Genomic DNA, 13,837 nt, shown 5'->3' with positions numbered 1-13,837 from the left:
GGCGGCTTCTCTTTCCCGCCGCGACGGCGAGGACCCTCGTGGCGGGGTTCGGCGGCGCCGAACTGCCCGAGCCGCGGGGCGGTCGCACCATGGTGGGTGGGGTCCTGGGGTGTGCACCAGGTTGGTCCGTCCGTGGGCTGTCTTCGCTGCGTGCGCTCCGGCGTTGCGCGGCACGGTTTCCCTGCTGGGGATGGGGTTTCTCTGCCGGGTGCGGCTTTTCTTTCCCGCCGCGACGGCGAGGACCTTCACAGCGGTGTTCGGCGGTGCCGAACTGCCCGAGCCGCGGGGCGGTCGCACCACGACGGCGGGGTGGTCCCGGGACGAAGAGCGAGCCAAGACCCAGCGGGGGACCCGGTGAGCGCTACAGCGTAAGCGTGGCGAAGGAGGCGCCCAACAGCGCCGCGCCCAGCAGGCCCATGGCCCAGCCCGTGCGGCGTAGGCCGAGGCCGCCCGCGACGATCAGGGAGGTGAGGAGGAGGGAGCCGCCGAAGGGGACCCAGGCGTGGAGGATGCCGGCGGCACCGGTGCGGACGGCGTGGTCCGTGCCGGGCTTGAGGGTCACCGGCACCCGGTCGCCCGTCCCGTTCGTGACCGCCTCGTCGATCCGCACCCGGCCACGGGACTCGCCGCCCTCGTCGGCCGGAGTGAAGGAGCCGGTGCACCATTCGTCGCCGCAGTCGGAGACCGTGACGGTGCCGCGCTCAAGCCCCTTGGTCAGCATGGACGGCTTGGCGTCGCCCCAGGAGGACCACACCCCGGCGACCAGGACCAGCAGCGCGACGAGCGCCATTGCCACGTTCTTCGCCAGCAACAGGAACCCGTACGCGCTCTCGCCCGCCCGCCGCGTACGGCTGCGCTTGGTCACACCGGTGGAAGCCATGGCGGCGATCCTCGCCATCCCCGGCCCGCCGGTCAACCTTCCGCCGAACAAACGGGCGAACGGCGTTTTTCAGGAGTTGTACGTCCCCTGCGCGCGCTCCAGCCCGTCCGCGATGAGCGTCTCCACCGCATCCGCCGCACGGTCCACGAAGTAGTCCAACTCCCGGCGCTCCGCAGCGGAGAAGTCCTTCAGGACGAACGCCGCGACATCCATACGGCCCGGCGGACGGCCGATCCCAAAGCGCACCCGGCAGTAGTCCGCCCCCAGCGACTTGGTGATCGACTTCAGCCCGTTGTGGCCATTGTCACCCCCGCCGATCTTCAACCGCAGCGCCCCGTAATCGATGTCCAATTCGTCATGGACGGCCACGACATGACCCACTGGCACCTTGTAGAAGTCGCGCAGCGCGGTCACCGGACCGCCCGAGAGATTCATGAAGGACATCGGCTTGGCGACCACGACGCGGCGGCTCGCCGGTCCCGGCGGACCCACCCGGCCCTCGACGACCTGGGCCCGCGACTTGTGCGCCTTGAAACGGGCCCCCATCCGCTCCGCCAGCAGATCGGCCACCATGAAGCCGACGTTGTGGCGGTTGCCCGCGTAACTGCCACCGGGGTTGCCGAGGCCCACCACAAGCCAGGGGCTCGTGTCGTCCGTCATCTGGATGTCTCTCCTTGAGGACGGCCGCCGCCCCGCACCCCAGGGGGCGGGACGGCGGCCGGAGAAGCGAAAAGGGAGCAGCCGCAGATTACGCCTCGGCGCCCTCGCCCTCGCCCTCGGCGCCCTCCTCGGCCGGGGCCTCGGCCTGGGCGGCGACCACCTGCAGCACGGCCACGTCCTCCTCGACGGCCAGCGTGGTGCCCGCCGGGAGGGTGATGTCCTTGGCGTGGATGGTGGCACCCGCGTCCAGGCCCGCGATGGAGACGGTGACCGACTCCGGGATGTGGGTCGCCTCGGTCTCGACCGGCAGGGCGTTCAGCAGGTGCTCGAGCAGGTTGCCACCCGGGGCCAGGTCGCCCTCGATGTGGATCGGCACCTCGACGGTGACCTTCTCGCCCTTCTGCACCAGCAGCAGGTCGACGTGCTCCAGCACGCCGATCTTGATGGGGTGACGCTGCACGGCCTTCGGGATGACCAGCTCGTCCTTGCCGCCCTCGACGTCCAGACGGATCAGCACGTTCGGGGTCTTCAGCGCCATCAGCAGGTCGTGCGCCGGCAGCGTGACATGCAGCGGCTCGACGCCGTGGCCGTAGACCACGCCGGGAACGCGCTCGGCGGCACGGGCACGACGGGCGGCACCCTTGCCGAACTCGGTACGGGGCTTAGCGGAGATCTTGACCTCGGCCATGGGGCACTCCTCGTAGATCGTTTACGGTGTGTGGGCGTCACCCGGCCCACGACAGACCTGCTACGAAGAGCGCGTCGATAACGGACAGCCGCGGTAAGAAGCGGCCTCCCTCGCCGAGCAACCCCACGATTCTACCAATGGCCGAGAGCGCCCGGAGCCAACGGCTGAGGCCACCCCCTCACGGGAGTGGCCTCTACGTCCGGTCCGGGGAGGTTAAGCCGGTCACGCATGCTCCTCGAACAGGCTGGTCACCGAGCCGTCCTCGAAGACCTCCTGGACCGCGCGGGCGATCGTCGGCGCCATCGACAGCACGGTCACCTTGTCCAGCTCCACCTCGTTCGGGGTCGGCAGGGTGTTGGTGAAGACGAACTCACTGACCTTGGAGTTCTTCAGCCGGTCCGCGGCCGGACCCGACAGCACACCATGGGTGGCGGTCACGATCACGTCCTCCGCGCCGTTCGCGAACAGCGCCTCCGCCGCCGCGCAGATGGTGCCACCGGTGTCGATCATGTCGTCGACCAGCACACACACCCGGCCCCGCACATCGCCGACCACCTCGTGCACCGTGACCTGGTTGGCCACGTCCGGATCCCGCCGCTTGTGCACGATCGCCAGCGGCGCGCCCAGCCGGTCGCACCAGCGGTCCGCCACCCGCACCCGGCCGGCGTCCGGCGACACCACGGTGAGCTTGGACTTGTCGACCTTGGCGCCCACGTAGTCCGCGAGCACCGGCAGCGCGAACAGGTGGTCCACCGGGCCGTCGAAGAAGCCCTGGATCTGGTCGGTGTGCAGATCGACCGTGAGGATCCGGTCGGCACCCGCCGTCTTCAGCATGTCGGCGACCAGCCGCGCCGAGATCGGCTCACGGCCACGGTGCTTCTTGTCCTGACGGGCGTAGCCGTAGAACGGAACGATCACCGTGATCGAGCGCGCGGAGGCCCGCTTCAGCGCATCGATCATGATGAGCTGCTCCATGATCCACTTATTGATCGGAGTCGTGTGGCTCTGGATCAAAAAGCAGTCGGCACCGCGCGCCGACTCCTGGAAGCGGACGTAGATCTCGCCGTTGGCGAAGTCGAATGCCTTGGTCGGGACCAAGCTGACGCCCAGCTCATGGGCGACCTCCTCGGCCAGCTCGGGGTGGGCGCGGCCGGAGAAGAGCATCAGCTTCTTCTCGCCGGTCGTCTTGATCCCGGTCACAACAAGTCTCCTTGGATGTCACTTTGGTGCACTTCTCACCGTACGCCCCGCACGGCGTACCTGTGCACATGTCACGGCTGACCCTCGTCCTCCCGACGAGCGGCCTCGGCGGCTCGTGCCGCGGCGCTTCCGGGACGCTTGCGGGCGACCCAGCCCTCGATGTTCCGCTGCTGTCCACGTGCGACGGCGAGCGAGCCCGGGGGCACATCCTTGGTGATGACCGATCCGGCGGCGGTGTAAGCGCCGTCCCCGATCGTGACGGGAGCCACAAGCATGTTGTCGGCCCCGGTCCGGCAGTGGCTGCCGATGGTGGTGTGGTGCTTGTTCACACCGTCGTAGTTCACGAAGACACTGGCGGCGCCGATGTTGGTCTGCTCGCCGATCGTCGCGTCGCCCACGTACGACAGATGCGGCACCTTGGTGCCCTCGCCGATCGTGGCGTTCTTCATCTCCACGTACGTGCCGGCCTTGGCCTTGGCCCCCAGCCGGGTCCCGGGGCGCAGATATGTGTACGGCCCCACGTTCGCCCCCGCGCCGATCTCCGCGCCCTGCGCGACGGTGAACGAGACGACCGCGCCCCGGCCGACGGTGGTGTCGGTGAGCCGGGAGTCCGGCCCGACCTCGGCGTCCGTGGCCAGGTGGGTGGCCCCCAGCAGCTGGGTGCCCGGGTGGACCAGCGCGTCCGGCTCGAAGGTGACGGTCACGTCGATCCAGGTGGTGGCCGGGTCGACGACGGTCACCCCGCTCAGCATCGCCCGCTCCAGCAGCCGCTCGTTCAGCAGCCTGCGGGCCTCGGCCAGCTGGACGCGGTTGTTGATCCCGACGATCTCGCGGTGGTCGCCCGCCACGCACGCGCCCACCCGGTGCCCGGCCTCGCGCAGGATGCCGAGCACATCCGTGAGGTACTCCTCACCCTGGCTGTTGTCGGTGCGCACCTTGCCGAGGGCGTCGGTGAGCAACTGGGCGTCGAAGGCGAAGACCCCGGAGTTGATCTCGCGGATCGCGCGCTGCGCGTCGGTCGCGTCCTTGTGCTCCACGATCGCGGTGACGGCGCCGGTCGCGTCCTCCCGCACGATCCGGCCGTAGCCGGTGGCGTCGGGGACCTCGGCGGACAGCACGGTCACGGCGTTGCCTTCGGCGTCGTGGGCCGCGGCGAGCCGCTGGAGCGTCTCGCCCGTCAGCAGCGGGGTGTCGCCGCAGACGACGATCACGGTGCCGTCGAGGGCGACCCCGCTGTCGGACAGCTCCTCCAGGCCCATCCGTACGGCGTGCCCGGTGCCGTTCTGCTCGTGCTGAACGGCGGTGCGCACCTCGGCGTCGATCTCGGCCAGATGCGCGGAGACCTGCTCCCGGGCGTGGCCGACCACGACCACGAGATGCTCGGGGGAGAGCTCGCGGGAGGCGGCGACGACATGCCCGACGAGGGAGCGGCCGCAGAGGGCGTGCAGAACCTTCGGGGTCGCCGATTTCATGCGGGTGCCCTCACCCGCTGCGAGGACGACGACGGCTGCCGGGCGGTTGGCGCTCACGGGTGTGCCCTTCGGCTTCGGGGGTGGACACCCGCAGGATACCGAGAGGTTTCCGGGCGGAAAGGAAGGAGGGTCCCGAGCCGGGCGGTGCCGGTCGGTCAGGACCCGAACTTAGAGCTCCCCTGCCAGGACTCGAACCTGGAACAAAGCGTCCAAAGCGCCACGTGTTGCCCATTACACCACAGGGGATGGCAAAAGGTGCCAAATCGGACAACCGCTAAATCGTCGACCTGGCCCCCACCACTATGCCGTACCACCAGCCTTCGATGCGACGGTATAGGTCAGCTCCTTGGAGAACGCGGACCACCAGACACCCTCGGTATCCCTCGCCGACGTTCTTGCGGACGGTCTTCGGGTTGTGCTTCTTCAGTGTTGTCCGTTCCAGGGTGGTGACGTCCACGCCGATGGTCTCCGCCCAGTATCGCTCCGCCTCCGCCACCTGGGCCGATTCGTGGATCATCACGCGAAAGCGCAACCGTGCCGGTTCTATGCCGAGCAGAGCGAGCCAGGCGAGATAGAGCTGGATCATGTCGGGGTCGCTGTTGATGAAGATGACCGCTTCCCTGAGGCTGTAGGGCTTGCTCTTGCCGCCCTCGGACCAGTACAACCCCACGCCCACCAGGAACAGCTCGCGGTCGGTGAGTGTCCCGATCTCCCGTGCCGCCGAGAGCTTCGTCTGCTGCCGCTCGATCTCCCGCCGTCGCATCGTCGCCTCCCACCCCCGCTTGGCGATCGCCGACGCCTCCTCCGGGGTGCGGGGCGGGCGGTCCGGTTTCGGCAGGTCGCGGACCCAGAGGGAGATGGAGCTCTTGGAGCAGCCCAGTTCCAGCTGGATCCTGTCGTAGGTCATCCCCTGGAGCCGCATCTCGCGCGCCCTGGCCCGTAGGTCGTCCTTGGCGTTGGGGCGCTTGGTCCACTCGGGCGGCGGCTCGCCCTCCAGGAGGCGGTTCAGGATGTCGTTGTTGCTCACCTTCAGCCGGTCGCGGATCTGTCTGCGGCTCAGCCCCTCCCTCCGTAATGCGATCGCCCGTTCTCTGAGTTCTTCGAACGTGGTCGTCCCGTCGAGCAGGCCGCCCACGCTGTCGCCGTCGCGGCGCCGTGGTTCGCTCATGGTCACAGGGTCGTTCGCCATCCGGGCGCGACTGGGCGAAAACGTGAGCGATTCATTCGTTCGAGTTAAATGGGTGGTTTTGCCTGGTGTTCGAGTCTCTTCTGCGCCGCCGTGTCACCGGGAAAAGCGCTGGCGCCCGGCCGTAGGCTGGTCGCTATGAGTTCGACGGGGGAAGAGGCGGCGGGCGCGCGGGGCGCGCCCGCGGGGCCGTGGTGGTGGGCGCGGCGGCGGAGCATGGGGCTCGACGTCCTGCTCGCCGTGGCGTCGTCGATCGAGTGCGCGGTCGAGGGCGTCAGCTTCGCCCACGAGGCCCGGATCCCGGTGGCCGTCGGGGTGCTGATCGGGATGCTCGTCGGGGCCACGTTGGTGTTGCGGCGCCGCTGGGCGATCGCCGTGGTGCTGATATCGATCGCGGTCACGCCCGCCGAAATGGGTCTGCTGCTCGGCCTCGTGGGGCTCTACACCCTCGCCTCGTCCGAGGTGCCGCGCCGGATCACGGCGGTGCTGGCCGGGATGGCGGCGGTGGGCAGCTTCCTCGTCACGGTGATCGGCTTTCGCCGGGGCAATCCGCAGAGCGGTCTGGGGACCTCGGTGTGGGAGGCCCCGATGTTCGCCATGGTGCTCACCCTGGGGCTGACCGCCCCGCCGGTGCTGTTGGGGCTGTACGTCCGGGCCCGTCGGCGGCTGGTGGAGAGCCTGCGGGAGCGGGCGGACGGTTTGGAGCGGGAGCTCTCGCTGCTCGCGGAGCGGGCGGAGGAACGGGCCGAGTGGGCCCGTAACGAGGAGCGGACCCGGATCGCGCGGGAGATGCACGACGTGGTGGCGCACCGGGTGAGCCTGATGGTGGTGCACGCGGCGGCGCTGCAGGCGGTGGCGCTCAAGGATCCGGAGAAGGCGTCGAAGAACGCGGCGCTGGTGGGCGACATGGGGCGGCAGGCGCTGACGGAGCTGCGGCAGATGCTGGGGGTGCTGCGGTCCGAGGACGGTCTGCGGGCCCCGGCGGGGGCGGGGGTGGCGTTTGCCGCCGGGTCCTCGTCCTCCGCCGGGTCTTCCTCCGCCGATGCCGCCGATGCCGCCGACGCCGCCGGGTCCTCGGCCGAGGAGAGGCCGCTGGCGGCGGTGGCGGCGGCTGCCTCGGCCGCCGCGGAGGCCGCCGAGGCCGCGGGGGCGGCCGGGAAGGGCGTGGAGGTGGCCGGGGGGCCGCGGCTGGCGGAGCTGGAGGCGCTGGTGGGGCAGTCCCGGGCGGCGGGGATGGCGGTGGAGCTCTCGGTCGAGGGCGAGGAGCGGCGGTACGCGGCTCCGGTGGAGCAGACGGCGTACCGGGTGGTCCAGGAGGCGCTGACCAACGTCCACAAGCACGCCCCGGGCGCGAGCGCGCGGGTGCGGGTGGCGCACCGCACCGCCGAGATCGCGGTCCTGGTGGAGAACGGGCCGTCGGAGCGCGGCGCGGCGGACGCGGGGCTGCCGAGCGGGGGGAACGGCCTGGTCGGGATGCGGGAGCGGGTCTCGACGCTCGGCGGGGGCTTTGTGTCGGGGGCCACGGAGGCGGGTGGCTTCCGGGTGTCGGCGGTCATCCCGGACGGGGCGGACGGGCCTGACGGCCCTGGCCGTACGGATAGCCCTGGCCGTACGGATAGCCCCGGCCGTACGGATGGCCCTGGCCGTACGGACCGCCCCGGCCGTACGGATCGTCCGAATGACGCGGATCACACGGACGGGGCGGCTCGTGCGGACCGCGCCGCGGCCGAGGGGCGCCGCGGGGGCGTGGAGCGGGCGAAGAGCGCCTGAGCGTTCCGCGGAAGTGCCCTGAGCTGCCGTGGTTCGTCTGCGGCGCCGTCGTGGCTGGTCGCGCCCACGCCCACGCGGCGGGGCCGCGCATCGACACAGCCCCGCGCCCCTTCGGGGCGCCTCACGCACGCGTCAGTCTGGCCGGGAGCGCGCCTGTGACGAGGGTGCTGAGGGCGGCGTCCAGGGTGGGGCCGAGGTACCAGTCCCCGGTGTGGTCGAGGCTGTAGACCCTCCCCTCCGCGTCGATGGTCAGCACCGCTTGCCCGTCCGCCTCCTCGCCCAGCGGGCTCACCTCCGTCTCCAGGGCCCGGCCCAGGTCGCCGAGGGTGCGGGCGAGGTGGAGGCCGTGCAGCGGGTCGATGCGGAAGGGGGTCGGGGCGATCTCGCGGCCCGCCCCGGGTGGCTGGACGTGCAGCCCGCCGAACTCCGCCCACGCCTCGACCGCCGCCGGGAAGACGGCGTGCCGGTGGCCCGCGGGGGAGGTGTGGGCGCGCAGGGTGTCGGCCCAGGCCTCGGCGCGCCGCATGTCCCAGCGGCCGGGCTGCCAGCCCGCCTCGCGCAGGGCGGCGTCCACGGCGACGGAGAAGCGGGTGACGTCCATGCGGTCGATCGGCCGCCGGGCCGGGCGCGTCGGCTGCCGGGTCGGCGTTCCCGGCGGGGCCTGGGCCGTCTGCGGTGCCTGCGAGGTGTGTGGTGCCTGCGAGGCATGTGGTGCCTGCGGGGTGTGTGGTGCCTGGGGTGCCTGCGGGGCCTGTGGTGCTTGATGTGCTTGGCTCACGTGCTCTCACCCACCACCCGTACGCCGAAATGCGCCAGCAGCGCGGCACAGGACAGACAGGGCGGGGCGTAGCTGCCGTGCTGCGGGTCGCCCGCCTCCCGGATCCGGCGGGTGGTGAGCTTGGCCTGTTTGAGGGAGCGGCGGGCCTCACCCTGGGTGAGCGGTTTGCGGGAGGCGCGCTTGGAGCGGCCGGCCTCGACGTTCGCCAGGTGGCGGGAGAGCAGGATCGCCTCGGGGCAGCGCCCGGTGAATCGTTCACGCTGGCCGCTGGCGAGCGCGTCGAGGAATTCCCGCACCAGCGGATGGAGTGTCGGCGGCTGGTCGGCCTTGCCCCCGGTGCAGGTCAGCGTCTCGCCGCGGACGGACAGCGCGGCCGCGACGGCGGGCAGGATGCCGTCGCGGCGGCGGTGGAGCGGCGGTGGGCCGGCGTCGGGGTCGACGCTGCTCCATCTCAGCCGGGGGTCGCCGGCCGCGGCGGTGGCGCCGTCGCCGCCTCCGTTGCTCTGCGTGATGTGCATGTGGTGGATCCCTCCCTGTGCAATCCCCCGGTTGCAATGATCAGATTGCCAAATCCCGCGGGCGCTGCGGTAGTCCGGGCCTGAACGACCTGGTGGGGAGCGAGGGGCCGCTGGGGGCGGGTGGCCGCCCGGTTCGGCCGGTTGCGACACCGCATAGGCTGTGCCCAGTAGCCAGCATCAGCAGGGGGCAACCGCCATGACGACAGGTCGGCTCGGGCAGCATGCCGCGCCACCGAACACGGCCTACGCCGGGCAGGTCGTGCACTTCCCGGATCCCGTCCGGGCCGCGCGCCACCCCAAGGGTGTCCGCGTGGACGAAAACGGCTTTCCGGACTTCTCGCCGTATGCGCGCGCGGCCGCCGAAATCGCCGAGCCCCCGGAGGGGTTCGGCGTCGACGAGCTCCGGCTGACGGACTACGTCTCGGCGAACGCGGCGCTGCACGCCACCGGTCACGAGCTGTGGAACGGGGCGTCGGCGGTGGCCACCCCGCACGGCTGGACCTGGCACCACGTCGTCGGCACCCGGCGCATGGAGCTGATACCGGTCGAGGTCAAGGCGTTGCTGCGGCACCACGGCGGGCTCGCCACGGCGCAGGTCGACCAGGAGAAGCGGGGCACCCGCCCGCTGCAGGAGACCCGGCCGATGCACGTGGGCCTGCCGCTGCGGGGCATTTCGGTCACCGAGGAGCAGGTGCTCGGCGTCGAGGAGGACCTCGGCTACCGGCTGCCCGAGTCGTACCGCGCCTTCCTCAAGGCGGCGGGCGGCTGCGCACCGGTCGGCACGGCGCTCGACCCGGAGCTGGGGCTGCTGATCGACCAGCCCTTCTTCACGGTGCGCGACGAGGCGGCGGTCAATGACCTCGTCTACATCAACAAGTGTCTGCGGGACCACTTCACCAAGGACTATCTGGGCGTCGGCTTCGTCCAGGGCGGGGTGATCGCGGTCAAGGTGAAGGGTGACGGGATCGGCTCGGTGTGGTTCTGTGCGTATGACGACGCGCGGGACCGTGACGGCTGGACGGTCCAGGAGCGGGTGGAGCGGCTGTTGCTGCCGTGCGGCGACGACTTCGACGCCTTCCTGCTCCGGCTGGCGGGCAATCCGCCGGAGCTCGAGACCGTGGCGAACCTGATGGTGGACGGTGGATTCGCGTACGCCGTCCCGGTGGAGGGGTGAGCGCGATGGTGACCTTCGCACAGGCGCAGGAGCGCGCGGAACTCTGGATCAACGGCGATGTACCGGCCTATCAGCAGCGCGAGGCGCGGGTCCGGGAGTTCGACCTGGGCTTCGTGGTCTGGGCCGAGGACCGCCCGGACGGACCGGTCTCGGGCAGCGGCGCCGAGGGCACGCGGATGGTGATCGCCCGCGACAGCGGCGAGACCACGCTGTGGCCGGGGCTGCCGGTGGGCGAGGTGATCCGCCGTTACGAGGAGCGGTACGGCACGACCGACGGCTCCCGCGACGAGTCCACCACCGGGCGCCAGCAGCGCATCGACTTGAACGCGACGTCCTTCCTGCTCACTCCGCCGGAGTGGTTGCAGGAGGCGGCGGACGCGATGAGCAGCCGGTCCGAGGGGCGGCTGGACCTTCCCGAGCAGCGGGCGGGGGCGGAGCCGGATGCCGCTGCTGCGTCCGGTGGTTCCGCTGCCTCCGCGCCGGTTTCGGGTTCTTCCGGGCCTCCGGCTCCGCCTGCCCCGTCGGCAGCTGGTGCCGCTTCACCTCCGTTGCCGCCGGAGGACGACTGGCGGTCGGCCGGTGGGCCGGGGTCCGGGGCCGCCGGGCCCGGGGCGCCGGGACACAGCGCCTCGGGACACAGCGCCTCGGGACACAGGGCTCCGGGCGTGGACGACTGGCCGTCGGACGGCGGGGCGCGGAGCGCCGGGCCGGACGCGCCGCACAGCGCGCTGGGCGCGCCGCCCGCTCCGCCCGCGCCCGTGCCGGGGGCGCCCGCTCCGCCTGGGCCGGTTCCGGGTGCGCCTGCTCACGGTGGGCCGGTTCCGGGTGTGCCCCGGGTCCGGGGCGGGGCCGTGGACGACTGGCCGTCCGATGGAGTCGCGCGTCCGCTCGCGGCCGACCGGCCGCAGGACGGCCCGCCCGCGCCGGGTGCCCCGTCCGGCGATGAGGGCTGGCGGAACGCGCCGCCTCCGCCCCCGCCCGGTGGCGGCAGCCCGTGGGCCCCGCCCACGCCGGGCGCCGGTACGCCCTCCTCGGGTGGCCAGGCCGACGACGCGGCCACGCCGGGCGGCGGTACGCCGTGGGCCGGTACGGACATCAAGGGCGACGATGACGACGACCGCTCGGTCGCCCCGCCCGCCACGGTCTTCGCCCCGCCGCTCGCGGGCTCGGACGACGAGGACACCCCGGCGCCGGGCATACGTCCGGACGCCAAGACCGAGTTGATGTCCGGCGGCAGCGCGCTGCCGCCCACGGCCATCGCCCCATCCCTCGACTTCCCCGAGCAGCGGGGCGGGCCCGGGACCGGTCCGGGCGCCGATCCCAACGCGAGTGACATCGCGGGCGCCGCCACCCGTAAGGCGGGCGGCGGTCCGACGCCTCCGCCGCCCGGGGCGCCGGGGACGCCGGGTGCTCCGGGGACGCCGGGTGCTCCGGGTGCGCCGGGTGCTCCGGGTGCGCCCGGCGCCCGGCCGGGTGCGGACTCCACGCCCCCGCCGCCCGCGCCGTCCGGGCCGGGTGCCCCCGGCGCCCCGGCTGGGGGGTACGTACCGACGCAGCTGGTTTCGCAGCTCGACTCCGACAGCCTCGGCGGCGCCCCGCAGCCGCCCGGCCGGCCCGGTGCGCCGGGTGCTCCTGGCGCGCCGGGCGCCCATGGCACCCCTGGTGCTCCTGGTGGGCAGGGTGGTGGGCAGACGCCGCCTCCGCCGGGTGCTCCGGGTGCGCCCGGTGGTGGTGTGCACGCTGCCGCGACGATGCTCGCGGGTGGTCCGGGTGCGCCCGGTGGCCAGACCCCGCCCCCGGGCACCCCGCAGCCGCCCGGTCCGCCCGGTCCCCCCGGACCTCCCGGCCCGCCTGGTCCTCCTGGCGCGCCGGGTGCCCATGGCACCCCTGGTGCTCCTGGTGGGCAGGGTGGTGGGCAGACGCCGCCTCCGCCGGGTGCTCCGGGTGCGCCCGGTGGTGGTGTGCACGCTGCCGCGACGATGCTCGCGGGTGGTCCGGGTGCGCCCGGTGGCCAGACCCCGCCCCCGGGCACCCCGCAGCCGCCCGGTCCGCCCGGTCCCCCCGGACCTCCCGGCCCGCCTGGTCCTCCTGGCGCGCCGGGTGCCCATGGCACCCCTGGTGCTCCTGGTGGGCAGGGTGGTGGGCAGACGCCGCCTCCGCCGGGTGCTCCGGGTGCGCCCGGTGGTGGTGTGCACGCTGCCGCGACGATGCTTGCCGGTGCTCCCGGCGCCCCGCAGCCGCCCGGCGCTCCCGGCGCTCCGGGCCAGGGTGCCCCGTCCGGCCCGCAGCCGCCCGGCCCACCCGGTGTCCCCGGTGCGGGTGGTCCGCACACGCCGCCGCCCCCGCCGGGCGCGGCCGGACCGCCGTACCCGGGCGGTCCCGGCGCCCCCGGCGCGCCGGGCGCCCCCGGTATGCCTCCGCCCGCCGGCGCTCCCGTTCAGGGGTTGGCGCCGCCTCCGGGCGCGCCCGCGCCGGGGATGGCGCCGCCGCCCGGCTATGCGTATCCGCCGCCGCCGCCCGGTCAGCCGACCGTGGGCCCGGGCTATATGGCGGTGCTGCGCTACCGCGCCCAGGACGGTTCGGAGCAGCAGCTGATCCGCCGTTCGGCGCCCGGGACCCCGCATCCGGAGTGGCAGATCCTGCACGAGCTGCGGGCGATGAACGTCCCGCCGCAGCAGGTGCTGGAGCTCCACACCGAGCTGGAGTCCTGTGATCTGCCCGGTGGCTACTGCGCCCGGATGATCCGGGAGAGCTGGCCGCAGGTGCGGATCAGCCACACCGCTCCGTACGGGCGCGATCACGCCACCCGGCAGCAGGGCGTACGGCATCTGCTGGAGCACCAGGGCGAGCTGCACCAAGTGGCGGACGGCCCGGCCCGTCCGGCGCCGAACCGGGTGCCGCTGCCGCACCCCAGCCAGGTGCAGCCGATTCCGCCGGTGCCGCCGGAGGGGCTGGCGCACGAGCTGGGCCAGGCGTTCGGGCCGCAGGGCATCGTCCGCTTCGACCAGCGGGCGGTGTCGCGGATGGGCGTTCCGGAGGTGGTGGCGCAGACGCTGGTGTGGGCGGGGCTGCCGCTGGACTTCGGTCCGTTCTTCTGGGCGCAGGCCCAGGCGGGCCGCCCGGTGCCGACGCTGGCGGAGCTGGCGGCGGAGCGCGGGGTGCAGTCCGCGCCGGACGCGGGTTCGTACCTGGTCATGGGCAATGACTTCGGTCGTCAGCTGTGTGTGCAGTACGGCACGGCGAACATCGTGGCGGTGCCGCTGGAGGCGACGCCCCAGCCGACCCCGCCGCAGTTCGTGAACACCGGGCTGCCGGAGTTCGTGCGGTGCATGGCGCTGCTGGGCCGCATGTGGCGGCTGCGGTACGGGCTGACGCCGGACCAGGCGGGCCGTTGGACCGTGGACTTCCAGGCGCAGCTCGCGGGTCTGGACCCGGCGGCGCTGTCCACGCCGGACAATTGGTGGGCGGTGCTGCTGGAGCAGATGTGGGACGGCCTGCTGTAAGTACGCCC

11 protein-coding genes, 1 tRNA gene and 1 pseudogene are annotated in these 13,837 nt (G+C 72.9%); 4 read left to right on the top strand and 9 right to left on the bottom strand.

Annotated features, from left to right (window positions below):
* Positions 1-361: 361 nt before the first annotated feature.
* From IEJ02_RS22175 to IEJ02_RS22145, 7 genes are all read right to left on the bottom strand, one after another.
* Positions 362-880 (bottom strand): hypothetical protein, encoded by a 519-nt coding sequence (locus tag IEJ02_RS22175; protein WP_191066447.1) that lies wholly within the window; start codon positions 878-880, stop codon positions 362-364.
* Positions 881-949: 69 nt separating this feature from the next.
* Positions 950-1,540, bottom strand: a complete 591-nt coding sequence (gene pth, locus IEJ02_RS22170) for an aminoacyl-tRNA hydrolase (protein ID WP_191066446.1) — start codon at positions 1,538-1,540, stop codon at positions 950-952.
* Positions 1,541-1,628: 88 nt separating this feature from the next.
* Positions 1,629-2,228 (bottom strand): 50S ribosomal protein L25/general stress protein Ctc, encoded by a 600-nt coding sequence (locus IEJ02_RS22165; protein WP_137979258.1) that lies wholly within the window; start codon positions 2,226-2,228, stop codon positions 1,629-1,631.
* 222 nt (positions 2,229-2,450) lie between these two features.
* Positions 2,451-3,428: a ribose-phosphate diphosphokinase gene (locus IEJ02_RS22160; RefSeq protein WP_191066445.1), complete on the bottom strand. Its 978-nt coding sequence runs from the start codon at positions 3,426-3,428 to the stop codon at positions 2,451-2,453.
* Between the two features lie 71 nt (positions 3,429-3,499).
* Positions 3,500-4,957: a bifunctional UDP-N-acetylglucosamine diphosphorylase/glucosamine-1-phosphate N-acetyltransferase GlmU gene (glmU, locus tag IEJ02_RS22155; RefSeq protein WP_191066444.1), complete on the bottom strand. Its 1,458-nt coding sequence runs from the start codon at positions 4,955-4,957 to the stop codon at positions 3,500-3,502.
* Between the two features lie 117 nt (positions 4,958-5,074).
* Positions 5,075-5,146, bottom strand: a tRNA-Gln gene (locus tag IEJ02_RS22150).
* A gap of 28 nt (positions 5,147-5,174) precedes the next feature.
* Positions 5,175-6,068 carry a hypothetical protein gene (locus IEJ02_RS22145; RefSeq protein ID WP_223864226.1) on the bottom strand — a complete coding sequence of 298 codons (894 nt, stop codon included), beginning with the start codon at positions 6,066-6,068 and terminating at the stop codon, positions 5,175-5,177.
* 156 nt (positions 6,069-6,224) lie between these two features.
* On the opposite strand from IEJ02_RS22145, the gene IEJ02_RS22140 reads away from it, so the two are divergent.
* Positions 6,225-7,856: a sensor histidine kinase gene (locus IEJ02_RS22140; RefSeq protein WP_191066442.1), complete on the top strand. Its 1,632-nt coding sequence runs from the start codon at positions 6,225-6,227 to the stop codon at positions 7,854-7,856.
* Positions 7,857-7,977: 121 nt separating this feature from the next.
* On the opposite strand, the gene IEJ02_RS22135 is transcribed toward IEJ02_RS22140, so the two are convergent.
* The gene (locus IEJ02_RS22135; RefSeq protein WP_191066441.1) at positions 7,978-8,457 is read right to left on the bottom strand and encodes an SUKH-3 domain-containing protein; all 480 of its coding nucleotides are present in this window, start codon (positions 8,455-8,457) and stop codon (positions 7,978-7,980) included.
* A gap of 173 nt (positions 8,458-8,630) precedes the next feature.
* The gene (locus IEJ02_RS22130) at positions 8,631-9,152 is read right to left on the bottom strand and encodes a YwqJ-related putative deaminase (protein ID WP_137979261.1); all 522 of its coding nucleotides are present in this window, start codon (positions 9,150-9,152) and stop codon (positions 8,631-8,633) included.
* 196 nt (positions 9,153-9,348) lie between these two features.
* On the opposite strand from IEJ02_RS22130, the gene IEJ02_RS22125 reads away from it, so the two are divergent.
* The 3 genes and pseudogenes from IEJ02_RS22125 (at position 9,349) to IEJ02_RS22120 (ending at position 13,829) form a co-directional block, all read left to right on the top strand.
* Complete coding sequence (locus IEJ02_RS22125; RefSeq protein ID WP_191066440.1) at positions 9,349-10,326, top strand: HNH endonuclease; 978 nt, start codon at positions 9,349-9,351, stop codon at positions 10,324-10,326.
* 5 nt (positions 10,327-10,331) lie between these two features.
* A pseudogene (locus IEJ02_RS51395) lies at positions 10,332-10,535 on the top strand (SUKH-4 family immunity protein); the annotation flags it as partial.
* A 519-nt stretch (positions 10,536-11,054) separates the two neighbouring features.
* The gene (locus tag IEJ02_RS22120; protein WP_498067079.1) at positions 11,055-13,829 is read left to right on the top strand and encodes an SUKH-4 family immunity protein; all 2,775 of its coding nucleotides are present in this window, start codon (positions 11,055-11,057) and stop codon (positions 13,827-13,829) included.
* The last annotated feature ends 8 nt before the right edge of the window (positions 13,830-13,837 follow it).

This window comes from Streptomyces sp. 5-10 (assembly GCF_014712245.1).
In the GTDB taxonomy this organism is placed as follows: domain Bacteria; phylum Actinomycetota; class Actinomycetes; order Streptomycetales; family Streptomycetaceae; genus Streptomyces; species Streptomyces violaceusniger.
This window is presented reverse-complemented; position numbering and strand designations above follow the sequence as displayed.